The following is a 22,307-nucleotide window of genomic DNA, read 5'->3' on the forward strand; positions in this document are numbered from 1 at the left end:
TGAGAGATCCCTAGTTCAGTGCGTCGTTGAGCGCCGCGTTGAGCGCGGCGAGACCTTTCTTGAGCCCGCCCTTCAAGTGCACGCGCAGCGCACGCCGGCCCCGCTCGGTGAGCACGTCGAAATCGCCGCGCGCCTGTGCCGCCTTGATCACGCCAAAGCTGGCTTTCTGGCCCGGCACAGGCAGATCCTTGGCATCGTCCGCCGTGATCTGGAGGAACACGCCGCTGTCGGGGCCGCCCTTGTAGGCTTGCCCGGTGGAGTGCAGGAAGCGCGGTCCGAACTCGGCACAGGTCGCAACATGTCGCTTCTCGCGGACTTCGAGCCGCATGGCCTGGAGCGCGTCGATCGTCGCCCTGTCGCGCGCGATGTAGCCGAGCAGGGCGACATAGTCGCCATGGTTCGAGCGGGAGAGATGCGCCTTCAGCCAGGAAGTGAGATCGCCGTTGGCGCCGGCCGCGCGCAGCGCGGTGGCGTTGGCCTCGTCGGTGTAGAGGTCTGCCTCGTCGGTGCTGACCACCGGCTGCTCTTCCGGCAACGCGCCGGTCTTCTCGAACGAGGCGGTGAGCTCGCGGGTCTTGATCTTGGCCGCTTCCACGTCCGGCTGGTCGAACGGGTTGATGCCGAGGATCGCGCCCGCCACGGCGGTTGCCATCTCGAAGCGGAAAAACTCCTGGCCGAGATGGTCGATCGACTTCATGACGATGCGCGCCACGGGATGGCCGGCCGCTTCGATCGCGGCGAGCTTGGAGTCATGGGCGGCATCCGCTTCGCCTTCGACGCGGATGTCGATGAAGAACCGGTCGTTGCCATAGACGCTGGGGTCGCCCAGCGGCTCGCTCTCGATCGGGACCAGGCCTTTGCCCTCCTTGCCGGTCGATTCCGCGATGAGCTGCTCAGCCCAGGCGCCGAAATCGGCGATCTTCTTCGACGACAGGATCGTCACCTTGTCGCGGCCTTCGAGCGCGGCCAATCCCATGGCGAGGCCGAGCTGCACGCCCGGGTTCTGAGCTGGCGGCACGTCCGGCCCGCACGAGCGGGCCATCGCAAGCGCATGCTTGATGAAGGTCTTGACGTCGATGCCCGCGGTTGCCGCCGGCACCAGGCCGAAGGGCGACAGCACCGAATAGCGCCCGCCGATCGAGGGTTCGCCGTGGAAGATGCGGGCATAGTCCAGCTTCTTCGCCGCCTTCTCCAGCGAGGAGCCGGGATCGGTCACCGCGATGAAGCGGTGGCCGGTCTTCACCTTCGTCCCGACCGCCTTGGCAACCCGCTCATGAAAATAGTCCTTCATCGCGTTCGGCTCGGTGGTGCCGCCGGATTTGCTGGAGACGATGAATACGGTGTTGGCGATGTCGATCTTCGCCTCCATCGCCCGCACCTGCGCCGGATCGGTGGAATCCAGCACATGCAGCTTCGGGAAGCCGGGCTTCTTGCCAAAGGTTTCGGCCAGCACCTCGGGCCCGAGGCTCGATCCGCCCATGCCGAGGACGACGGCATCGGAGAACTTCTGACCTTTCACGCGGCCCGCATAGTCCTCGTAATCGGCAATGTCGGCCTTGGCCGCGCTGTCGAGCCAGCCGAGCCATTTGTCCTCGTCCGCACCGGTCCAGACCGACTTGTCACGCTGCCAGAGCCTGCGGATCTTGGCCGACGCGCGCCATTGCTCGGTGCTCTCAGCCACGGCCTTGCCGAGCCCGTCGCCGAGCGAGAGAAGCTGGCGGTCGAGTGCGGGCCCGAGCACGACCGCGCGCTTGTGGGCGACGGCGCCGTAGAGCTTGTCGGCAGCGTCGGCGAACAGCCTGACGCCGTCCCTGACCAACTCCTCGGTGATCGCCTCGAGCGAGATGCCCGAGCGCTCCAGCTCTTCCAGCACGCGGCGAGCATCGTCGACATTCTCTTCCAGGCTGTCGCGCGGCTTGCCGTGGTCGCGGAACGCATCCAGCGTCGCCGGCGGCACCGTGTTGACGGTGTCGGGGCCGATCAGCTCCTCGACATAGAGGACGTCGCTGTAGTCCTTGTTCTTGGTGCCGGTGGACGCCCACAGCATGCGCTGCGGCTTGGCGCCCTTGGCGGCGAGCTTGTCCCAACGGGGACCCGAGAACAGGCGCTTGTAGTCCTGATAGGCGAGCTTGGCGTTGGCGATCGCGACCTTGCCCTTCAGCGCGGCAAGCCGCTCCTTCTCGGATGGATCGTTGGCGCGCGCGATCTTCTCGTCGAGCTGCTTGTCGACGACCGAGTCGATACGGCTGACGAAGAAGCTCGCCACGCTTGCGACATGCGAGGGGTCACCGCCGCCCGCGACGTATTTTTCGAGACCGGCGATGTAGGCTTCGGCCACATCGAGGTAGACCGCCTTGGAGAACAGCAGCGTGATGTTGATGCTGATGCCTTCGCCGATCAGCTGCTCGATCGCCGGCAGGCCTTCCGGCGTTGCCGGCACCTTCACCATCAGGTTCTTGCGGCCAACGTCCTTCCAGAGCCGCCGTGCTTCAGCGACCGTGCCGACGGTGTCCATCGCGAGGTAAGGCGAGACCTCCAGACTGACATAGCCGTCGCCGCCGTTGAGGCGGTCATAGACCGGGCGCAGCACGTCGGCGGCGTTCTGGATGTCCTCGACTGCGACCGCCTCGAACAGGTCGGCCACGGTCCGGTCCCCGCGTTTCAGCGCCTTGCCGATCGGAGCATCGTATTCGTCGGAGCTGCCGATCGCCTTCTCGAAGATCGAGGGATTGGAGGTGACGCCCTTGACGCCGTCGGTGTCGATCAGCCGCTTCAGGTCGCCATTGGCGATGAAGCCACGGGCCAGGAAGTCCAGCCAGACGGCTTGTCCGTGCTTTTCCAGTTCTTTGACGGGATTCATGATGCCTATTTATCTCCAAGCCTGCGGACGAGGGGTTTCCGCGCCGGTCCTGACGCGCTATCCTCTAGCTTACATGCTCCCGGGAGGGAACCAATCCAAGGGTACAGGCGTCACACCTTCCAGTGTAACTCCGTCGCGATCATGGCGATCCAGGCGGCCGGTTGTTATGTTGTATGGCCGCGAGCGGCGATGCCGGGGGAAACACATCCACGCCCGCTGTGATCCACGCCCGCTATGATCCACGCCCGTTGTGACGATTGGCGCTGGTCGTCGCCGACAGCCTGCAATCGGTTGCGTCTGCGCTAAGCGTCGACGCAACGGGCGATCTCGAAATCAGTCGATGCGCGCCGCAACCGCCGCTGGTGGCGACGACGAGAACGTCGCGATCGTGCTGACGCCGACACCGGCGTTGCGGCGGCAGCCGTACGCCATCCGTGCCCTGGCCGGTTGCGCGCAGAATGATCGCATCGTCATCCGGTTGGAGGGCTTGGCGACCGATTTTGATACATTGCTACTCGCTGGCCGCGACTGTCCCGCCGCCAGCGGCCCGCGCACTGCATTGCAGCAGGAAGATGAACGCGGCCCCCCAAGGCTTTCGCCGTACACCCTCAAGGCTTTCGCCGTGCACCCCAAGGCTTCGCCGTGCAAGTGTCATAAGATCGCCGCTCCCGGATCGCTATGCTGCATTGCCGGATGAACGCATCCCCGGGAATGCCCGGATGTTGCGACCAAGTGACATTTTCTGGAAATGAGCCAATATAGACAAAGATTCGCACAAATTACAGGCATGTGCCTGTTCGTAACTCAACGAGTGCCTACGTTGTGCGTTGCGTCGAGTTGGCACCAGGGTGTCCAATGATCGTCATGTGCTCACGCTGATTCGAAACGGCCTGAGGAACGGTCCGGTAACTGCTTTCGTTTCAGCTTGTAGCGGAACTCACGCGGAGAGGGATCATGTACAACGATTCTCTGTTCAACGCTTTCGCTCGGTCGTTCGAGGCGAGAAGTCAGCACGACATGTCGATGGCGGAATATCTGGAATCGTGTCGAAGCGATCCCATGAAATACGCGAACGCGGCCGAACGACTGCTAGCGGCGATCGGCGAGCCCCAGACGATTGACACGGCCAAGGACCCACGCCTTGGCCGTATTTTTTTGAACCGCACGATTCGCACTTATCCGGCTTTCGCCGGCTTCTACGGCATGGAAGAAACCATCGAGCGCATCGTTGGTTTCTTCCGCCACGCAGCGCAGGGCCTGGAGGAGCGCAAGCAGATCCTCTATCTGCTCGGCCCGGTCGGCGGCGGCAAATCCTCGCTCGCCGAGCGGCTGAAGTCGCTGATGGAAGTGCATCCGATCTACGTGCTGAAGGCCGGCGACGAACTCTCGCCCGTGTTCGAAAGCCCGCTCAGCCTGTTCGATCCCGATCAGCTCGGCCCGATGCTGGAGGAGAAGTACGGCATTCCGCGCCGTCGTCTCACCGGCCTGATGAGCCCGTGGTGCTACAAGCGGCTCGAGGCCTTCGGAGGCGACATTTCCCAGTTCCGAGTCGCAAAAATCCAGCCGTCGCGGCTGCGCCAGATCGCGATCGCCAAGACCGAGCCCGGTGACGAGAACAACCAGGACATCTCCTCGCTGGTCGGCAAGGTCGACATCCGCAAGCTCGAGACCTACGCGCAGAACGATCCCGACGCCTACAGCTATTCCGGCGGCCTCAATCGCGCCAACCAGGGCGTGCTCGAGTTCGTCGAGATGTTCAAGGCGCCGATCAAGATGCTGCATCCGCTGCTGACCGCGACGCAGGAAGGCAACTACATCGGCACCGAGAACATCGGAGCGATCCCGTTCACCGGCATCATCCTCGCGCACTCCAACGAAGCCGAGTGGGCGAGCTTCAAGGCCAACAAGAACAACGAGGCGTTCATCGACCGCATCTGCGTCATCAAGGTGCCGTACTGCCTCAGGGTCACCGAAGAGCAGAAGATCTACGAGAAGCTGATCCAGGGCTCCGAGCTCGCGTCGGCGCCTTGTGCGCCTTCGACGCTGGAGACGCTGGCGCGGTTCTCGGTGATGTCGCGCCTGCGCAAGCACGAGAACTCCACCCTGTTCGCCAAGATGCGGGTCTATGACGGCGAGAGCCTGAAAGAGTCCGATCCGAAGGCGCGCAGCGTGCAGGAATATCGCGATGCCGCTGGCGTCGACGAGGGCATGGACGGTGCCTCCACCCGCTTCGCCTTCAAGGTTCTGGCTGCGACCTTCAACCACGACCCGCAGGAGGTCGCCGCCGACGCCGTGCACCTGATGTACGCGCTGGAGCAGGCGATCCGCCGCGAGCAGCTGCCGGAGGAGACCGAGAAACGCTATCTCGAATTCATCAAGGCGGAGCTGGCGCCGCGCTACGCCGAGTTCATCGGCAACGAGATCCAGAAGGCCTATCTCGAATCCTACTCGGATTATGGCCAGAACCTGTTCGACCGCTACGTCGACTACGCCGACGCCTGGATCGAGGACCAGGACTTCAAGGATCCCGACACCGGCCAGCTGCTCGATCGCGAGCTTTTGAACCAGGAACTGACGAAAATCGAGAAGCCGGCTGGCATCGCCAACCCCAAGGACTTCCGCAACGAGGTCGTCAAATTCTCGTTACGGTCGCGGGCCCAGAACGGCGGCAAAAATCCGACCTGGACCTCCTACGAGAAGATTCGCGACGTGATCGAAAAGAGGATATTCTCGCAAGTCGAGGACCTGCTTCCGGTCATCTCCTTCGGGTCGAAGAAGGACGGCGAGACGGAGAAGAAGCACGGCGAGTTCGTCGCACGCATGGTGGAGCGCGGCTACACCGAGCGTCAGGTTCGCCGGCTGGTCGAATGGTACATGCGCGTGAAGCAGGCCGGTTGAGGTGCATGGGAGGCAAACTGACAAGTGCCCATTCACATTATTGACAGGCGCCTGAATCCAGGCGGCAAGAGTCTTGAGAACCGCCAGCGGTTCTTGCGTCGGGCCAAGTCCCTGGTGCAGGGCGCCGTCAAGAAGACCTCGCAGGAACGCGACATCAAGGACGTCCTGGAGGGTGGTGAGGTCACGATCCCGCTCGACGGCATGCACGAGCCGCGCTTCCGCCGTGAGGGCGGAACGCGGGACATGGTCCTGCCCGGCAACAAGAAGTTCGTCGAAGGCGACTATCTCCAGCGCTCCGGCCAGGGCAGCGCCAAGAATTCCGGTCCCGGCGAAGGCGACAGCGAGGACGCCTTCCGCTTCGTGCTCAGCCGTGACGAGTTCGTCGATCTCTTCCTCGACGACCTCGAGCTTCCGGATCTCGCCAAGCGCAAGATCGCGCAGACCGAGAGCGAGGGCATCCAGCGCGCCGGCTACACCACATCGGGTTCGCCCGCCAATATCTCGGTGAGCCGGACGGTGAAGCTCGCGCTCGCGCGCCGCATCGCGCTCAAGCGTCCGCGCAAGGACGAGATCGAAGAGCTGGAAGCGGCGATCGCCGCATGCACGGACGAGGACGAACGCACCGAGCTGGTCGCCAAGCTCGAAAAGCTGAAGGCGAAGTCCAAGCGCATTCCCTTCATCGATCCGCTCGACATCCGCTATCGTCGTTTCGAGACGGTGCCGAAGCCTGTCGCGCAGGCCGTGATGTTCTGCCTGATGGACGTCTCCGGCTCGATGTCCGAACATATGAAAGATCTGGCCAAGCGCTTCTACATGCTGCTCTACGTGTTCCTGAAGCGCCGCTACAAGCATGTCGAGATCGTCTTCATCCGCCACACCGACCGCGCCGAGGAGGTGGACGAGCAGACCTTCTTCTACGGTCCGGCCTCGGGTGGCACGCTGGTTTCCAGCGCGCTCCAGGCGATGCACGAGATCGTGCGCGAGCGCTTCAATCCGTCGGACTGGAACATCTACGCTGCGCAAGCCTCCGACGGCGACAATTCCTATTCCGACGGCGAGCTCACCGGCATGCTGCTGACCGACAAGATCCTGCCGGTCTGCCAGTTCTTTGCCTATCTCGAGGTCGGCGAGTCCGGCGGCAGCGCGTTCGATCTCTCCGACTCCTCGCTCTGGACCCTCTACGAGCGTCTGCGCAACAGCGGCGCGCCGCTCTCGATGCGCAAGGTCTCGGAGCGGAGCGAGATCTTTCCGGTGTTCCACGACTTGTTCCAGCGCCGCGAAACTGCCCAGGAGAAGGCCGCTCCATGACGGAACGATTGTTCGAAGGCGCCGATTGGGATTTCCAGACCTTGCAGCGCATCACCGATGCCTGCGAGGAGGTGGCGCTGAAGGATCTCGGGCTCGACGTCTATCCCAACCAGATCGAGGTCATCACTGCCGAGCAGATGCTGGACGCCTATTCGTCGGTGGGCATGCCCTTGTTCTACAAGCACTGGTCGTTCGGCAAGCACTTTGCGTTCCATGAAGCGTCCTATCGCAAGGGCCTGATGGGGCTCGCCTACGAGATCGTGATCAACTCATCGCCCTGCATCTCCTATCTGATGGAGGAGAACACGGCGACGATGCAGACGCTGGTGATCGCGCACGCCGCCTTCGGCCACAACCATTTCTTCAAGAACAATTATCTGTTCAAGCAGTGGACCGATGCCGACGGCATCCTGGATTATCTCGACTTCGCCAAGAACTACGTCATGCAATGCGAGGATCGCTACGGCCGCATCGAGGTCGAGCGCACGCTCGATGCCGCGCACGCGCTGATGTCGCACGGCATCGACCGCTATCCCGGCAAGAAGAAGCTCGATCTGCGCGCCGAGGAGAAGCGGGCAGGGCGCCGCCGCCAGCACGAGGAGGAGGTCTTCAACGATCTCTGGCGCACCGTGCCCAAGGGCGTCGCCAAGAGCCGGTCCGCGCTCAGCCTCGAGCGCCGCCGCAAGCTGCTCGGCCTGCCGCAGGAGAATTTGCTCTATTTCCTGGAGAAGAGCGCGCCGCGGCTGGCGCCCTGGCAGCGCGAGTTGCTCCGCATCGTCCGCCACATCGCGCAATATTTCTATCCGCAGAGCCAGACCAAGGTGATGAACGAGGGGACGGCGACCTACGTTCACTACCGCATCATGACCCGGCTGCATCAGCAGGGTCGCATCACCGACGGCAACTTCCTCGAATTCCTGGGATCGCACACCAATGTGGTGTTCCAGCCCGAATTCGACGACCCGCGCTTCTCCGGATTCAATCCTTACGCGCTCGGTTTCGCCGTGATGCAGGACATCGAGCGCATCGTCATCAGGCCGGAGGACGAGGACCGCGAATGGTTCCCCGACATCGCCGGCAAGGGCGACGTCATGGGCGTGCTGCGCGACGTCTGGGCCAATTACCGCGACGAGAGCTTCATCGGCCAGTTCCTCAGCCCCAAATTGATGCGGCACTTCCGCATGTTCCACCTGCACGACGATCCCGAGGAGCGCGCCGGCATCCGCGTCGATGCCATCCACGACGAACGCGGCTTTCGCCGCGTCCGCCGCGAGCTGGCGCGGCAGCACGACGTCGGCTTCATCGACGCCAACATCGAGGTGGTCGACGTTGATCTCGCCGGCGACCGCCGGCTGATCCTGCATCACCACGTCATCAAGGGCTCGCAGCTCAACGAGACCGATGCCAAGCGCGTGCTGCAGCATCTCGCCGATCTCTGGACCTACGACGTCGCGCTGATCGAGGTCGATGGCAACGACAAGGTCCTGCGCGAATATGTCGTGAGCCCGCGCCCGATCCCGGCCGCGGTGGCGTGAAGGCGGTCGGCAGGTCTTGCATTGGCGTGGCGGGTAGCTCGCGCCCTCAGGATCAGGACGGAGTGTACGGCGGCAATTTCGACGGTCGGAGATGCTGCTTAGCCTCATCCTGAGGAGACCGCTCGAAGCGGTCGTCTCGAAGGACGAGGCGCTTGCTCCGGCCCCCAGGAATATACCCCGACGTGAGGCGCTCTACGCCGGCCGCTTCTTCGCCGGCTTCTTCTTGGCCGCATTCAGCCCCACCGCCGCGCGGATCAGCGCCTTCAACGCCTTTTCGTTGATCTTTTCGCCCTCGCGAATATCGATCGCGCGGCGCACGTTGCCGTCGAGACTGGAATTGAACAGGCCCGCGGGGTCGTCCAGTGCGGCGCCCCTGGCGAAGGTCAGCTTCACCACCTCCTTGTAGGTCTCGCCGGTGCAGATGATGCCGTCGTGCTCCCACACGGGAACGCCTCGCCATTTCCATTCCTCGACGACATCGGGATCGGCTTCCCCAATCAGGCCACGGATCCGGCTCAGCATCTGGCCGCGCCAGTCGCCGAGCTCCTTGATCCGGCCGTCGATCAGCTCGGAGGGCGAAGCGCCATCCGCCTCCCTCGCGCCATTTTTCTTCGCCGCCACCGCTTTCTTCACGACCTGGCCTCGCTGTGAGCGCCGCTATGCCGGCCGAGATAGGGCAGCGCGAACAGGTAGAGCCCGGTCGCAAGCAGCGGGATCAGCGGGACGAGCGCCAGGAAGCCGATCCAGGCGGCATCGAGCTGCATCGTCATGGCGACGATGTTCGCGATGACCGCGAAGGTGAAGGCGATGGACAGCCAACGATGGATTTGTCGAATCCGCATCTTCAACGGGACCTCCTCTGCAATGATCGAAACGGACGTGCTCATGCGGCTCGCGCCAGCAGCTCGTCCAGCTTGGCCAGGAACTGCTTCCAGCCGGCATGTGCGCCGCCATAGGCCTGCTTCTGCGTCGGGCTGAAGCCAGCCTGCTCGACGCGCAGATGCGTGCCCGCGTTCGTCGGCGTCAGCGTGAACGTCACGACGCTTTTCAGATCGAACGCGGCGTCCTCATGCGAGAAATTCCAGGTGTAGGCGAGCGCCTTCTGCGGCTCGATGGTGAGCACCTCGCAATCCAGCACGCCGCCCCATTCGCCGCGCAGGTTGAAGCGATGACCGACCACGGGCTTGAAGTCGTTCTTCATCAGCCATTCCTCGATCAGATGCGGCTGCGTCAGCGCGCGCCAGATCCGCTCCGGCGGAAAGGCAAATTCGCGCTCGATGACGACGGAACGCTTCTCGGTCGCGGTTTCGGTCATTGGTCCATCCTCTTCAGGAGATCGTCGAGCGCGTCGAGCCGCCTCTGCCAGAAGGTGGTCATCTGGCTGGTCCAGTCGATCAGCGGATTGAGCGCATCGGGCCGCGCGCTGTAGTGGGTCTGGCGTCCCTCGTGCCGGTCGCGCACGAGGCCGGCCTGCCTCAGTGCGCCGAGATGTTTCGACACCGCCGGCTGGGAAACGCCCGATCGGGCCGTCAGTGCCCCGACCGTCTGCTCGCCCTCGCGGCACAGCCGCTCGAAGATCGCCCGCCGGGTCGGATCGGCGAGGGTCCTGAACAGGAGATCGTGAGCGGCAGACATACGCAATCATAACTCGGAGGTTATAAGTTGATTCATAACCGTGGAGTTATGGGTAAGTCAAGTGAGATTGGCGGCGCTGGTAGCTTTGAAGCGAAAGGCATCCGCGGGCTCCTCTTGCCTCTCCGGCTTGCGGAAGAGGTCGGCGCGCCCGGGGCGATGCGAAGCATCGTCCCGTGCGCCGGGTGAGGGCTCTTTCCTCCAGGGGACTGTCCCATTGCCGAGACACCCTCTCCCCAACCTTCCCCGCAGGCGGCGGAGGGAGCGCATCTCTCTCGTGGCAAGTGCAGTGCCTTACGGCCGCAAATACAGATAGCCCTGCGACTGCAGCTCGGCCAGCCGCACCACGCCGCCCTTTTCCGCGCTGACGAAGCCCGGCAGCAGCTCCCTCAGCGTCACGTTCTGCGCTTTCATCGTGTTGCCGCAGGCGGCGAGCTCGACGCCGTCCTTGGAGAAATCGCTGACGCGCTTGCTGATGTCGGGGTTGGCGTGCGCCGCGTGAAACGCCTTCAGTGCCGGCCCGTGGATCACCAGCGCGATGGTCACGTGCTCGGGGCCGCCGACGCCGTCGATGTGGTTCTGGATGTTGCCGAGCACGAAACTGACCTTCTCGGCATCGCTGAGGTGATAGACGACCTTGAGCTTGTGGCCCGCGCCGGCTTCGGTCGCAGCTTTCGCGCCGGACGCGCCGAGCGCCGCGCCCAGGGCCGACGCGGCGCTCCACAAGATGTTTCGGCGATTCATGGCGATCTCCTTCGACTGACTGAGCTCGCGCGACAGATATCACTTGTGGCGCAGTGCGGCGAGTTCCCTGCGGTCGGTCACGAGCGAGGCGCACTCGCTGTTGTCGGCGCGGTCGAGGCGGAAAATCCTGTCGTCGGCGCCGGCGACCAGCGATTGCTCGGCCTCGTCGTCCGGCTTGTTGTTCTGCCAGACCCTGACCTGCTCGAGCCGGATGATGGCCGACTTGTTGTCCCTGGACAGCCCGACCTCGATGCCGCCACCCTCGCAGTCGACGCCGCAGCCCATGCGGACCTCGTCCCCCTGACTGAGAAGCACCGCGTGGCTCCCGCACGAGCCGCTGGTGTCGAAATCGCCGTGGCGGTGGCGATACCGGAAGCCGAGCCGGAAGGAGTTGTGGAGCTGCTTGTCCTCCCTGTCGGTCTCCGCCGAGACCAGGAGCTTCATGGAAGCCACCTTCTGCTTGGGATGCCGTGCCAGATGCCCGGCATCGTAGCGACGGACGAAGCAGGCATAGGATTTGTCGCCCGGCATCCCCGCATAGAGCCGCGCATTGAAGGCGTCGGCTTCGGCCTTTGTGGTCTCCCGCACCTTGTCGGCCTCGTCGGCATGGGCGAGGCCGGTCAGCGCGGCGAAAGTGAGGGCAGCAATGACGGAGAGCTTCATGACGGCCTCGGGTGCGTGACGACTTTGCCGCAGCACAACAGAACTGCTGTCCGTTAGACGCGGGCGAGGTGCACCGCGTTCAACGTTGCCGTGTGACGCCCTTGCAGGGGACACGGCCAGCGGCGCCTCGCCGGGGCCTTAGTCACTGCCGCCACCAGGAAGGTTCAATGGGTGTGGCGCCTTGATGCTTCGGAACCCGACGCCGGCGATCGCTGCGACATTGTCTGGGTTCGTCAATGTGGTAGCCTTCACAGACGACCGCCTTTTGCAGTCGTAAGCTGGGATTGCCTCGTAGGTTCGTGGAGTCCCCCCGCATGGGCGAAATTCGCAACTTCAGATCCGGAAATCAGGATGAGCCGCCGCCGCACGGCGGGATGCCCCGCCGTCTCGCCGCGATCATCGTCGGTGACATCGCCTCCTACAGTCGGTTGATGCAGGCCGACGAGGAAGGCACGCATGTTCGCGTCAAGCGGATCGAGCGAGACCTCATCCAGCCCAGCATCATCGAACACCATGGAAGCCTGGTGAAGACGACGGGCGACGGCTTCATCGCCATCTTCGACAGTCCCGTGGAGGCCGTTCGATGCAGCATCGTCATCCAGCAAAATCTGGTCGGACGCAACGCCTCGGTCCCGAGGCATTCCCGGCTCGAATATCGGATTGGCGTCAATCTCGGTGACGTCATCGTGGAGCCGGACGACATCTATGGTGACGGCGTCAACATCGCCACGCGTATCGAGGGCATCGCGGAACCGGGGCAGGTCTACATCTCCGGCGCGATCTACGAACAGATCAAGCACAAGATCGTGTGCGGTTACGAGTCGCTCGGCGATCGCAAGGTCAAGAACATCACCGATCCCGTGCGTGTCTATCGCGTGCTGCCGGATGCGGATTCCGTCGGCAAGACGAGAAGCCGGCGCGAGAACGCGCTGATCTTTCTCCTGGCCATCACGCTGCTCGTCATTGCCGCCGGCGCGCTCTGGTATCTGCTGGCACAGCCTCAGAGCAGGGTGGGCGAGCAGGTCGCAACGCCCGCCGCTTCTCCGGCCCCATCCCCGGTCCCGCAAGCCCCGCCGCGCGAGGTGGTGACGCAGGCGCCGCAACCATCTCCCTCGATCGCTTCGGCGCCTTCGTCGCCCGCACCGGCGCCGAGCCCGTCCGCGACGCCGGTGAGCGAGCCCGAAATGATCGCGATTCGCGGCGGCAGTTTCGCGATGGGAAGCAATGATGATCCGACCGAGCGTCCCGTCCACCAGGTCACGATCAAGCCGTTCTCGATCGGAAAATATCCGGTGACGGTGCGGGAGTGGAACGAATGCGCGGCTGCGAACGCGTGTGGTTTCACTGCGACCGGCAGGGACGATGCGCCGGTCAGCAACGTGAGCTGGACTGACGCGCAGCAATATGCCGCCTTCCTGTCGCAGGCGACGAAAAAGCAGTACCGGCTCCCGAGCGAGGCCGAATGGGAATACGCGGCCCGCGGCGGAACGCAAACCAAGTATTGGTGGGGCGACAAGCTCCAGCCGGGCATGGCCGGATGCAAGGATTGCGGCGACCTCGCGGCCGAGCAGCCGGCGAAGGTCGGCAGCTTCAAGCCCAATCCATTCGGACTCCACGATATGGGCGGCGGCGTCGACCAGTGGGTCGAGGACTGCTGGCACAAGAACTATCAGGGGGCGCCGCTCGACGGTTCGGCATGGACCGGCGTCGACTGCTCGTCGCACGTCCTGCGCTCGGGCTCATGGAAGAACGATTCGAGATACGTGCGGCCGTCCAACCGCGACGGCTATGATACCAATGTCCGCTACCCGACGCATGGATTCCGGGTCGCGCTCAGTCCTTGAAGCGCGATGATATCTGGGTGAATCGTCGGCGCGCTTTAGGTCTTTGTTTGAGCTTGATCTTTTCGGAAACGGCTTCACACTTTTCCGGATCATGCTCTCGAGCTGGAGTAGGTCTGATGAAGATCATTGGCTGCGTCGCGCTGGCGGCGGCGCTCGTATTGCTGCCGGCCGCTGCTTACTCTCAGGGCAAGACCGCCCCCAAAGACGCAAAGCTGTACTTCATCACTCCGCAAGAGGGGCAGAAGGTCCGAGGCGGGTTCTGGGTCCGGTTCGGTCTGCGCAACATGGGCGTGACGCATGCCGGCGACGACTACCAGAACGCCGGTCATCATCACTTGCTGGTCGACGTAAACGACCCCATCGATGCCAAGGAACCGATCCCGCAGGACAAGTCGCATCTGCATTTCGGAGCAGGACAAACCGAAACATTTCTCGAGCTTCCGCCCGGCAGGCACACGCTGCAATTGGTGCTGGGCGATGCGAAGCACTATCCGTTCGATCCACCCGTCGTGTCCGAGAAGATCACCATACGAGTCAGGCAGCCCGGTTCAGTACGGCACAGATGATCACCGCAGGCTGGCGTTGATCCTGTCCAGCACCGCCGAGCCCGGGCACAGCGTGTCCGCCTCCAGCGTGTTGAGCGGGGTCTCGACCGTGTCGAGATGCGCGTGCAGGTCTTCGGCGTCGGGGTCGACATAGAGCAGGCCGGTGACGATCTGGCCCTTGGCGGCGTGCTTCGCGAGGAAGGTCTGGGCCCCTAACCGGTCATGCGGGTCGTAATCAGCGTCGATCTTGCGCAGCGCGATCTTGCTGCCGTCGTGCTGCTCGACCAGCTGCACCGTGCCCGGTGCGTAATCGACCGCGATCGGATCGCGTCCGACCAGCACGTCGAGCCGGTTCACGGCGTCGTTGTGCTCGCGGACATAATCGAAGCTCTTGGTCGAGCCGGCGTGGTTGTTGAAGGCGATGCAGGGGCTGATGACGTCGATGAAGGACGCGCCCTTGTGGCCGATCGCGGCCGCGATCAGCGGCACCAGCTGGCTCTTGTCGCCGGAGAACGAGCGCGCGACGAAGGTGGCGCCGAGTTGCAGCGCGATCGCGACGAGGTCGATGGCGTTGTCGGTGTTGGTGACGCCCTTCTTGCTCTTCGAGCCGCGGTCGGCGGTCGCCGAGAACTGGCCCTTGGTCAGGCCGTAGACGCCGTTGTTCTCGACGATATAGGTCATGTTGACGCCGCGCCGGATCGAATGCGCGAACTGGCCGAAGCCGATCGAGGCTGAATCGCCGTCGCCGGAGACGCCGAGATAGATCAAATCGCGGTTGGCGAGGTTGGCGCCGGTCAGCACGCTCGGCATGCGGCCGTGCACCGAGTTGAAACCGTGCGAATTGCCGAGGAAATAGTCCGGCGTCTTCGACGAGCAGCCGATGCCGGAGATCTTTGCCACCCGATGCGGCTCGATCGAGAGCTCGTAGCAGGCCTCGATGATCGAGGCCGTGATCGAGTCGTGGCCGCAGCCGGCGCACAGCGTCGAGATCTTGCCCTCGTAGTCGCGATGCGTGTAGCCGAGCTCGTTCTTCTTCAGGCCCGGATGATGGAATTTCGGCTTTGCGATGTAGGTCATCAGATCACCCGCGATCCCAAGCCCGTCATGGCCGGGCTTGACCCGGCCATCCACGTCTTGGCCAGGAAGAAGAAAGGCGTGGATGCCCGCGCATAGGCGAGCGGAAGCGACGCCGTCCTTCGGACGGCTTTGCCCGGGCATGACGACGGAGAGAGTGAGGCGCAAATCATGACACGGCCTTGCGGAGCGGGGTCACCTTGAGGTGGTCCTGGTGGTCGCCAATGGCTTTGGCGATGAAACGGGCGGTGATCGGCGTGCCGTCGTAATGCACGATCGGCACGAGGCGGACGGGATCGATGCCGTTCTCGTTGACGATGAGCTGACGGAGCTGGCTGTCGCGGTTCTGCTCGACCACGTAGACGAAATCGTGCTCGGCGAGGAAGCTCGCCACGCTCGAATGGAACGGGAAGGCGCGGATGCGCAGGCGGTCGAGCTGATGCCCGCGCGCCTCCAAGAGCCCAATGGCCTCGTCCATCGCCGGCGAGGTCGAGCCGAAATAGATCACGCCATATTTGGTCGGCCGTTCCGCGTTGGCCTGCAGCGGCCGCGGCACCAGATCCTGCGCCGTCTCGAACTTGCGCACCAGGCGCTGCATGTTGTCGGCATAGACCGAGCCTTCCTCGGAGTAGCGCGCATAGCGGTCGCGCGATGTGCCGCGGGTGAAATAGGAGCCCCTGGTCGGATGCGTGCCGGGATAGGTGCGGTAGGGAATGCCGTCGCCGTCGACGTCGAGATAGCGGCCGAAGTCGCGGCCCTCTTCCAGCATCTCCGCGGTCATCACCTTGCCGCGGTCGTACTGTCGGGCGTCATCCCACTTCAGCGGACGGCAGAGCCGGTGGTTCATGCCGATGTCGAGGTCGAGCATCAGGAAGATCGTGGTCTGGAGCCGCTCGGCGAGATCGAACGCGGCAGCCGCGAACTCGAACGCTTCGGCCGGATCTTCCGGGAACAGCAGCACATGCTTGGTGTCGCCGTGCGAGGCATAGGCGCAGGCGATGATGTCGCATTGCTGGGTGCGGGTCGGCATGCCCGTGGAGGGGCCGGCGCGCTGGATGTTCATGATCACCGCCGGAATCTCGGCGAAGTAGGAGAGGCCGATGAATTCGGTCATCAGGGAGATGCCGGGGCCCGAGGTGGCGGTGAAGGCGCGGGCGCCGTTCCAGGACGCACCGATCACGATACCGATCGAGGCGAGCTCGTCCTCGCCCTGCACGATGGCGTATTTCGCCTTGCCGGTCTCCGGATCGTGCCGGTACTTCTTGCAATGGGCGGTGAAAGCCTCGGCCACCGACGAGGACGGCGTGATCGGATACCAGGCGCACACGGTGGCGCCGCCATAGACCGCGCCGAGCGCGGCGGCGCTGTTGCCTTCGATGAAGATACGGTCGCCGACCTTGTCGGACTTCTTTACCCTGAGCCCGATCGGGCATTTCAAATTCTGCAGCGCCCAGTCGCGGCCGAGATGCAGCGCGTGGACGTTGGAGGAGAGCAGCTTCTCCTTGCCCTTGTACTGCTCGCCGATCAGCTGCTCGATCAGCTTCGGGTCCATGTCGAGCAGCGCACTGAGGCTGCCCAGGTAGATGATGTTCTTGAACAGCTGGCGCTGGCGCGGATCGGTATAGGTCGAGTTGGTGATGGCGGTGAGCGGTACGCCGATCACGGTGATGTCGTCGCGGAATTTGGTCGACGGCATCGGCTTGGTGGAATCGTAGAACAGATAGCCGCCCGGCTCGATGCCGGCGACGTCCTTGTCCCAGGTCTGCGGGTTCATCGCCACCATCATGTCGACGCCGCCGCGGGCGCCGAGATGGCCGGCCTCCGTCACCCGCACCTCGTACCAGGTCGGCAGGCCCTGGATGTTGGAGGGGAAGATGTTGCGTGGAGAGACCGGAACGCCGTGGCGCAGGATCGCGCGGGCGAACATCTCGTTGGCGCTGGCCGAGCCCGAGCCGTTGACGTTGGCGAAGCGGACGACGAAGTCGTTTACGCTGCTGATCGGCTTTTTGTCGGACATGTCGAACCTGCGTAGGTCATCTCGATGAAATATTTCTGCATGTCCCAGGCGCCGGTGGGACAGCGCTCGGCGCACAGCCCGCAATGCAGGCAGACGTCCTCGTCCTTGACCATGACGCGCCCGGTCTTGAGCTCGCTGGAGACGTAGAGATCCTGGTCCGGATGCGGTGAGGGCGCCTTCAGGCGATGGCGCAGATCGTCTTCCTCACCATTGTTGGTGAAGGTGATGCAGTCCATCGGGCAGATGTCGGCGCAGGCATCGCACTCGATGCACAGCGAGGTCGAGAACACCGTCTGGACGTCGCAGTTCAGGCAGCGCTCTGCTTCGCCCAGCGCGAGCTTGACGTCGTAGCCCAGTTCGACCTCGGCGCGGATGTCCTTCAGCGCGATCACCTTGTCGCGATGCGGCACCTTGAAGCGCTTGTCGTTGGAAATGTCGTTGTCATAGCTCCATTCGTGGATGCCCATCTTCTGCGATGAGACCTGCACGTCCGGCAGCGGTCGTTCGTCGATTGCCTCGCCCGAGAGCATCTTGTGGATCGACAGCGCGGCGTCGTGGCCGTGCGCGACCGCCCAGATGATGTTCTTCGGGCCGAACGCGGCGTCGCCGCCGAAGAAGACCTTCGGATTGGTCGAGGCAAATGTCTCGGGATCGACCTTCGGCATGTGCCATTTGTCGAACTCGATGCCGCAATCCTGCTCGATCCAGGGGAAGGCGTTCTCCTGGCCGACCGCGACTAGCACGTCGTCGCAGGGAATGGTCTGATCGGGGTCGCCCGAGGGCACGAGGTTGCGGCGCCCTCTGGCGTCGTATTCGGCCTTGACGTGCTGGAAGGTGACGCCGATGAGCTTGCCGGCAACATGCTTGAATGCCACCGGGACCATGTAGTTGAGGATCGGAATATCCTCGTGGATCGCGTCCTCCTTCTCCCAGGGCGAGGCTTTCATCTCCTCGAAGCCGGAGCGCACGATCACCGTGACTTTCTCGCCGCCGAGGCGGCGCGCGGTTCGGCAGCAATCCATCGCGGTGTTGCCGCCGCCGAGCACGATCACGCGCTTGCCTATTCTGTCGGTGTGGCCGAACGACACGTTGGCCAGCCACTCGATGCCGATATGGATATTGGCCGCCGCTTCCTTCCGGCCGGGAATGTCGAGTTCGCGGCCGCGCGGCGCGCCGGAGCCGACGAAGATCGCATCATATTTCTCCGCCAGCAGCGCCTTCATGCTGTCGATGCGCTGCCCGCCCTTGAAGTCGACGCCGAGGCCCAGGATGTAGCCGGTCTCCTCGTCGATCACGGAATTGGGCAGGCGGAATTTCGGGATCTGCGTGCGCATCATGCCCCCGGCTTCCGGATCGGCATCGAACACGGTGCAGTGATAGCCGAGCGGCGCGAGATCGCGCGCCACCGTCAGCGAGGCGGGACCGCCGCCGACCAGCGCGACACGCTTGCCGTTCTTCGGCGCGGGCCGTGGCAGGCGCTGCCTGATGTCGTCCTTGAAGTCCGCGGCGACGCGCTTGAGGCGGCAGATCGCCACCGGATTTTCCTCGACGCGTCCGCGGCGGCACGCGGGCTCGCAGGGACGGTCGCAGGTGCGTCCCAGGATTCCGGGAAACACGTTCGATTTCCAATTGATCATGTAGGCGTCGCTGTAGCGGCCTTGGGCAATCAATCGGATGTATTCGGGAACCGGTGTGTGCGCAGGACAGGCCCACTGGCAATCGACCACTTTGTGAAAGTAGTCGGGGGCCGCGATATCGGTCGGTTTCATTCCTACCCTGTCCGCGCAGGCTCAAAGACCCCGCGGCCTTTTTCTCGAGCTTGGCGGACGCTTAATGCGTCTCGATCCGGTTTCTGAATGACGTCATTGGGTTAGCTTATTAGAACCGTTCCGAAGTACAACGGCAAATTTGCGCGCGGCACGGCTTTCATGGGAGCCAAGCGCGCACAGCATTGACGGCCCGGCGCAATGTGCGTGCGGTGCAATATGCTGCGATGCGCATGAACGTTAGCCGCGCGCGATATCGCTCTTCGCGAGGTCCCACATCAGGCAGTAGGTGCCGACGGAGACGGGAAGCGGCAGGGGCATTGCGGCAGGGCCGGTGAAGCGCTCTGCGATGACGGCGGAGACCGCGCCGACATGCGTGCCGTCGATCAGCACGAACCAGTCGCGCGCGCCCTCGTTGCGCGCCGCCGGTATTTCCGCCGTTGGGCCCGACAATTCGGGCTCGCTTTCGAGCAGATGCATCGCGATGATACCGTCACGCTTGTCCGGCGTCAGCCTGTCTTGCAGTGCATCACGCCACGCTCCGGCGGTTTCGGGTGCCGGCCGCAGCCGCACCAGGCCGAGCGCAGCCCCGCGCCCGGTGCCCTTGCTGATGGTGATGCGCGCGACGACGCGCAGCATGTCCTTGAAGCGTGCCATGGTCTGCCGCGACCAATCGGTCGGGCTCGCGAGCCGCGTCTTGTAGGCGGGGCTATCGAGCACGTCGAGCGTCGCGGTCGAATACAGGCTAAGATATCTGGGATTGGCGGCATGCGCGACATAGCGCCGCGCTTCGAGGAAACCGTCGATCGCGACGCGTTCTTCCAGATGCTCGCGATCGTACCAGCGGTTGAAATCAGCCTCATCGGCCGCGTCGATGTTCATCGACGTCAGCAGCATGCCTTTCCCGGCGAGCGGCATTTTCTTGTTGTCCTTCTCTCGCGCATTAGCGCGCGGCCTTCGACCCGAGGTCCGCAATCGACTTCATGACGGCGTCCCTCACACCGCCATCATAGAGCGAATGTCCGGCTTCTTCCACGACGCGAAGCTCGGAACCCGGCCAGACATTCGCGAGCGCCTGGGAAGTTCCGGGCGGACATAACAGGTCATAGCGGCCCTGCACGATGATGCCGGGAATGCCTCTGAGCCGGCCGGCGTTTCGCAACAGCTGATCTTCGCTCATGAAGCTGTCGTTGACGAAATAATGCGCCTCCATGAACGGCGTCGCCGGTAGCGTGCGCCACACGTTCAGCGATGCCAGATCCAGCCGCGTCCGCGCCGGTTTGTGCTCCGACAGGATGCGCTCCGTGTCGTGCCACGCGCGCGCCGCCGGACCGTGTACCGCCGGATCGGCGCCGAGGATGCGGCGCCAATACGCGTCCACCGGCTGCGCACGCTCCTCGGGCGTCAGCACGCTCAGAAAGTCTTCGTAGAGCGCGGGATAGAATTGCGACAGGCGCGAGGTGAAGGCCGTCTCGACCTCGGCCCGCGTGCCGAGAAACGTCGCGCGCAACGCAATGCCCGAGACGCGATCGGGATGCGCCTGCGCATACGCCAGCGCCAGCGTCGCGCCCCAGGACCCGCCGACCACCATCCAGCGGTCGAAGCCGAATTTTTCGCGGATCTTCTCCATGTCCGCGATCAGATGCGCCGTGGTGTTGTGCTCGCGCGATCCCTTCGGCCTGCTGCGGCCGCAGCCGCGCTGGTCGAACAATATGGCGCAGAAGCGATCAGGGTCGAACAGGCGCCGATGATCAGGCTGGCAGCCGCTGCCGGGCCCGCCATGCAGATAGACCGCAGGGATTCCATCCGCGCGGCCGACGCTCTCGACATGGAGCTCGTGGCCGTCGCCGACATCGAGCATCTCGGAGGTCAGCGGCGCAAAGGGGTCGGCGCGTTTGACCGCGCTGGCCGCGTCGGCGTCAGGCGTCATTCCCGGATTCCAGAGTGCCGCCGGCGAAGTTGCGATAGAGGAAGCGGTTGGTCTCGCCCTCGGCCTCGGCTTCCGCCTGCTTGAAGATGGTCTCGTGCAGCGGCGACAGCGCGCAGGCCGGATCGGTATTGGCGGCGTCGCCCGTCAGCGCGAACGCCTGGCAGCGGCAGCCGCCGAAATCGATCTCGCGGAATTCGCAACTCTTGCACGGCTCCTTCATCCAGCCGGTGCCGCGATAGCGGTTGAAGGCCTCGGAGTTCTGCCAGATCCAGGCGATCGAATGGTTGGAGCGCACGGATTCGAAGTCGAGCCCGGTGATGCTCTCGGCGGCGTGGCAGGGCAGCACCTTGCCGGCGGGCGAGATGTTGAAGAACTGCCGGCCCCAGCCGCCCATGCACTTCTTCGGCCGCAGTGCGTAGTAATCCGGCACGACATAGTCGATCGTCAGCCGGCCCTTCAGCCGCTCGCGCGCCTCCTCGACGAGGCGGGTGCACTCGTCCAGCTGCGCCACGGTCGGCATCAGCGCGGCGCGGTTCTTCAGCGCCCAGCCGTAATATTGCACATTGGCGACCTCCAGCCGGTCGGCGTCGAGGTCGAGCGCCATCTGGATGATATCAGGGAGCTGGTGCAGGTTCTGCCGGTGCATCACCGCGTTCACGGTGAGCGGCAGGTCGATCTCGCGCGTCCATTTCGCGACTTCGAGCTTCTTGCGGTGGCCGCCTCTGTAGCCGGCGACGCGATCGGCGGGGCCTTCCTCGATGCCCTGGAAGCTGATCTGCACGTGGCAGAGCCCGGCATCGGCGAGATCGCTGAGCTTCTCGCGCGTCAGCAGCACCGCCGAGGTGATCAGATTGGTATAGAGGCCGGCATCGCTCGCGTGCTTGACCAGCTCGACGAGGTCCTTGCGCGCCGTCGGCTCGCCGCCGGAGAAATGCACCTGGAGGACGCCGATCTCGGCGAGCTCGCTCAGGACCTTCTTCCATTCGTCGGTGGTCAGCTCCTTGCCCGAGCGGTCGAGCTCGACCGGGTTGGAGCAATAGGGGCATTGCAGCGGGCAGCGATGGGTGATCTCGAGCAGCACGGCGAGCGGAATGCCGAAGGTCTCCGCCGTCGAGCGCTGCTTCTCCAGCACCGCAAGGCTGTCGCTGGGTGGGATGGTCACGTCGCTCATGACGTCTTCTCCCTGATCTCGGTGAGGAAGCCCTTGTCGGCGAGATCCTGCAGCATCACGATGACGTCGGCCAGGATCGCCTCGCGGGGAGCTGCGTATTTCGCAGCCAGCTGATCGGAGACGTCGCCGACGCTGCGCTTGCCATCGCAGAGCTGCAAGACCTCGACCGCGATCTCGTCCGGGGCCAGCACGCGCTCCGGCGCCAGGATCACCCAGACTTTTCGCGTCTCGTCGTATTTCAGCTTGGCATGCCGCGGCAGCACGGGGCGGCTTGCCTCGCTGACGCTGATATGACGCGGCCCGGCCATTGCTGTTCCTCT

At 64.0% G+C, this 22,307-nt stretch carries 20 protein-coding genes; 6 read left to right on the forward strand and 14 right to left on the reverse strand.

All coding sequences use genetic code 11. The annotated features are described in order from the left end of the window. Positions 1–10: 10 nt before the first annotated feature. Positions 11–2,860 carry a bifunctional transaldolase/phosoglucose isomerase gene (locus tag XH87_RS22560; protein WP_271588941.1) on the reverse strand — a complete coding sequence of 950 codons (2,850 nt, stop codon included), beginning with the start codon at positions 2,858–2,860 and terminating at the stop codon, positions 11–13. A 340-nt stretch (positions 2,861–3,200) separates the two neighbouring features. Here XH87_RS22560 and XH87_RS22565 point away from each other — a divergent pair, with 340 nt between their 5' ends. From XH87_RS22565 to XH87_RS22580, 4 genes are all read left to right on the forward strand, one after another. Further along, on the forward strand, positions 3,201–3,557 hold the full coding sequence (locus XH87_RS22565; protein WP_333909190.1) for a hypothetical protein: 357 nt from the start codon (positions 3,201–3,203) through the stop codon (positions 3,555–3,557). A gap of 257 nt (positions 3,558–3,814) precedes the next feature. Then, entirely contained in the window at positions 3,815–5,758 is a 1,944-nt protein-coding gene (locus tag XH87_RS22570) for a PrkA family serine protein kinase (RefSeq protein WP_271588942.1), read from the forward strand. Between the two features lie 30 nt (positions 5,759–5,788). Beyond that, positions 5,789–7,066 (forward strand): YeaH/YhbH family protein, encoded by a 1,278-nt coding sequence (locus XH87_RS22575; RefSeq protein WP_193374175.1) that lies wholly within the window; start codon positions 5,789–5,791, stop codon positions 7,064–7,066. Next, positions 7,063–8,601 carry a SpoVR family protein gene (locus XH87_RS22580; RefSeq protein ID WP_271588943.1) on the forward strand — a complete coding sequence of 513 codons (1,539 nt, stop codon included), beginning with the start codon at positions 7,063–7,065 and terminating at the stop codon, positions 8,599–8,601. The genes XH87_RS22575 and XH87_RS22580 overlap by 4 nt, the downstream gene beginning before the upstream one ends. A 192-nt stretch (positions 8,602–8,793) precedes the next feature. Here XH87_RS22580 and XH87_RS22585 read toward each other — a convergent pair whose 3' ends face one another. The 6 genes from XH87_RS22585 to XH87_RS22610 all read right to left on the reverse strand — a co-directional run bounded on the left by XH87_RS22585 (position 8,794) and on the right by XH87_RS22610 (position 11,640). Beyond that, on the reverse strand, positions 8,794–9,234 hold the full coding sequence (locus XH87_RS22585) for a DUF1801 domain-containing protein (protein ID WP_035714211.1): 441 nt from the start codon (positions 9,232–9,234) through the stop codon (positions 8,794–8,796). Next, a complete protein-coding gene (locus XH87_RS22590) occupies positions 9,231–9,443 on the reverse strand; it encodes a hypothetical protein (protein ID WP_158672061.1) in 213 nt (70 codons plus the stop codon). Before XH87_RS22590 ends, XH87_RS22585 begins: the two co-directional genes overlap by 4 nt. A gap of 41 nt (positions 9,444–9,484) precedes the next feature. Continuing rightward, positions 9,485–9,916, reverse strand: a complete 432-nt coding sequence (locus XH87_RS22595) for an SRPBCC family protein (protein ID WP_158672060.1) — start codon at positions 9,914–9,916, stop codon at positions 9,485–9,487. After that, the gene (locus XH87_RS22600) at positions 9,913–10,236 is read right to left on the reverse strand and encodes an ArsR/SmtB family transcription factor (RefSeq protein ID WP_271588944.1); all 324 of its coding nucleotides are present in this window, start codon (positions 10,234–10,236) and stop codon (positions 9,913–9,915) included. Before XH87_RS22600 ends, XH87_RS22595 begins: the two co-directional genes overlap by 4 nt. 291 nt (positions 10,237–10,527) lie before the next feature. After that, entirely contained in the window at positions 10,528–10,977 is a 450-nt protein-coding gene (locus XH87_RS22605) for a DsrE family protein (RefSeq protein WP_271588945.1), read from the reverse strand. A gap of 39 nt (positions 10,978–11,016) precedes the next feature. After that, positions 11,017–11,640, reverse strand: a complete 624-nt coding sequence (locus XH87_RS22610) for a hypothetical protein (protein ID WP_271588946.1) — start codon at positions 11,638–11,640, stop codon at positions 11,017–11,019. A 314-nt stretch (positions 11,641–11,954) separates the two neighbouring features. On the opposite strand from XH87_RS22610, the gene XH87_RS22615 reads away from it, so the two are divergent. Further along, the gene (locus tag XH87_RS22615) at positions 11,955–13,484 is read left to right on the forward strand and encodes an SUMF1/EgtB/PvdO family nonheme iron enzyme (RefSeq protein WP_271588947.1); all 1,530 of its coding nucleotides are present in this window, start codon (positions 11,955–11,957) and stop codon (positions 13,482–13,484) included. Positions 13,485–13,600: 116 nt separating this feature from the next. After that, positions 13,601–14,050, forward strand: coding sequence for a DUF4399 domain-containing protein (locus XH87_RS22620; protein WP_271588948.1), 450 nt, complete (start codon positions 13,601–13,603; stop codon positions 14,048–14,050). Here XH87_RS22620 and XH87_RS22625 read toward each other — a convergent pair whose 3' ends face one another. The 7 genes from XH87_RS22625 to pqqD all read right to left on the reverse strand — a co-directional run bounded on the left by XH87_RS22625 (position 14,051) and on the right by pqqD (position 22,295). Beyond that, positions 14,051–15,106 carry a 2-oxoacid:ferredoxin oxidoreductase subunit beta gene (locus XH87_RS22625; protein WP_271588949.1) on the reverse strand — a complete coding sequence of 352 codons (1,056 nt, stop codon included), beginning with the start codon at positions 15,104–15,106 and terminating at the stop codon, positions 14,051–14,053. A 166-nt stretch (positions 15,107–15,272) separates the two neighbouring features. Continuing rightward, positions 15,273–17,120, reverse strand: a complete 1,848-nt coding sequence (locus XH87_RS22630; protein WP_271588950.1) for a 2-oxoacid:acceptor oxidoreductase subunit alpha — start codon at positions 17,118–17,120, stop codon at positions 15,273–15,275. Beyond that, entirely contained in the window at positions 17,090–18,889 is a 1,800-nt protein-coding gene (locus XH87_RS22635) for an FAD-dependent oxidoreductase (RefSeq protein ID WP_271588951.1), read from the reverse strand. Before XH87_RS22635 ends, XH87_RS22630 begins: the two co-directional genes overlap by 31 nt. A gap of 237 nt (positions 18,890–19,126) precedes the next feature. After that, positions 19,127–19,804: a DUF4286 family protein gene (locus tag XH87_RS22640; protein WP_271588952.1), complete on the reverse strand. Its 678-nt coding sequence runs from the start codon at positions 19,802–19,804 to the stop codon at positions 19,127–19,129. Between the two features lie 25 nt (positions 19,805–19,829). Beyond that, positions 19,830–20,816 carry a prolyl aminopeptidase gene (gene pip, locus XH87_RS22645; RefSeq protein ID WP_271588953.1) on the reverse strand — a complete coding sequence of 329 codons (987 nt, stop codon included), beginning with the start codon at positions 20,814–20,816 and terminating at the stop codon, positions 19,830–19,832. Then, positions 20,806–21,987 (reverse strand): pyrroloquinoline quinone biosynthesis protein PqqE, encoded by a 1,182-nt coding sequence (gene pqqE, locus XH87_RS22650; RefSeq protein ID WP_271588954.1) that lies wholly within the window; start codon positions 21,985–21,987, stop codon positions 20,806–20,808. Before pqqE ends, pip begins: the two co-directional genes overlap by 11 nt. Further along, positions 21,984–22,295: a pyrroloquinoline quinone biosynthesis peptide chaperone PqqD gene (gene pqqD, locus XH87_RS22655; RefSeq protein ID WP_135162725.1), complete on the reverse strand. Its 312-nt coding sequence runs from the start codon at positions 22,293–22,295 to the stop codon at positions 21,984–21,986. Before pqqD ends, pqqE begins: the two co-directional genes overlap by 4 nt. Positions 22,296–22,307 lie beyond the last annotated feature (12 nt).

This window comes from Bradyrhizobium sp. CCBAU 53415, assembly GCF_028128735.1.
Classification (GTDB): Bacteria; Pseudomonadota; Alphaproteobacteria; order Rhizobiales; family Xanthobacteraceae; genus Bradyrhizobium.

What these genes read in the sequence shown, in the direction of transcription:
- XH87_RS22570 (WP_271588942.1), top strand. Translation starts at nt 3,815, where the DNA reads ATGTACAACGATTCTCTGTTCAACGCTTTCGCTCGGTCGTTCGAGGCG.
- XH87_RS22615 (WP_271588947.1), top strand. Translation starts at nt 11,955, where the DNA reads ATGGGCGAAATTCGCAACTTCAGATCCGGAAATCAGGATGAGCCGCCG.
- XH87_RS22620 (WP_271588948.1), top strand. Translation starts at nt 13,601, where the DNA reads ATGAAGATCATTGGCTGCGTCGCGCTGGCGGCGGCGCTCGTATTGCTG.
- XH87_RS22560 (WP_271588941.1), bottom strand. Translation starts at nt 2,860, where the DNA reads ATGAATCCCGTCAAAGAACTGGAAAAGCACGGACAAGCCGTCTGGCTG.
- XH87_RS22565 (WP_333909190.1), top strand. Translation starts at nt 3,201, where the DNA reads ATGCGCGCCGCAACCGCCGCTGGTGGCGACGACGAGAACGTCGCGATC.
- XH87_RS22625 (WP_271588949.1), bottom strand. Translation starts at nt 15,106, where the DNA reads ATGACCTACATCGCAAAGCCGAAATTCCATCATCCGGGCCTGAAGAAG.
- pip (WP_271588953.1), bottom strand. Translation starts at nt 20,816, where the DNA reads ATGACGCCTGACGCCGACGCGGCCAGCGCGGTCAAACGCGCCGACCCC.
- pqqE (WP_271588954.1), bottom strand. Translation starts at nt 21,987, where the DNA reads ATGAGCGACGTGACCATCCCACCCAGCGACAGCCTTGCGGTGCTGGAG.
- XH87_RS22590 (WP_158672061.1), bottom strand. Translation starts at nt 9,443, where the DNA reads ATGCGGATTCGACAAATCCATCGTTGGCTGTCCATCGCCTTCACCTTC.
- XH87_RS22640 (WP_271588952.1), bottom strand. Translation starts at nt 19,804, where the DNA reads ATGCCGCTCGCCGGGAAAGGCATGCTGCTGACGTCGATGAACATCGAC.
- XH87_RS22595 (WP_158672060.1), bottom strand. Translation starts at nt 9,916, where the DNA reads ATGACCGAAACCGCGACCGAGAAGCGTTCCGTCGTCATCGAGCGCGAA.
- XH87_RS22600 (WP_271588944.1), bottom strand. Translation starts at nt 10,236, where the DNA reads ATGTCTGCCGCTCACGATCTCCTGTTCAGGACCCTCGCCGATCCGACC.
- XH87_RS22635 (WP_271588951.1), bottom strand. Translation starts at nt 18,889, where the DNA reads ATGAAACCGACCGATATCGCGGCCCCCGACTACTTTCACAAAGTGGTC.
- XH87_RS22605 (WP_271588945.1), bottom strand. Translation starts at nt 10,977, where the DNA reads ATGAATCGCCGAAACATCTTGTGGAGCGCCGCGTCGGCCCTGGGCGCG.
- pqqD (WP_135162725.1), bottom strand. Translation starts at nt 22,295, where the DNA reads ATGGCCGGGCCGCGTCATATCAGCGTCAGCGAGGCAAGCCGCCCCGTG.
- XH87_RS22610 (WP_271588946.1), bottom strand. Translation starts at nt 11,640, where the DNA reads ATGAAGCTCTCCGTCATTGCTGCCCTCACTTTCGCCGCGCTGACCGGC.
- XH87_RS22580 (WP_271588943.1), top strand. Translation starts at nt 7,063, where the DNA reads ATGACGGAACGATTGTTCGAAGGCGCCGATTGGGATTTCCAGACCTTG.
- XH87_RS22630 (WP_271588950.1), bottom strand. Translation starts at nt 17,120, where the DNA reads ATGTCCGACAAAAAGCCGATCAGCAGCGTAAACGACTTCGTCGTCCGC.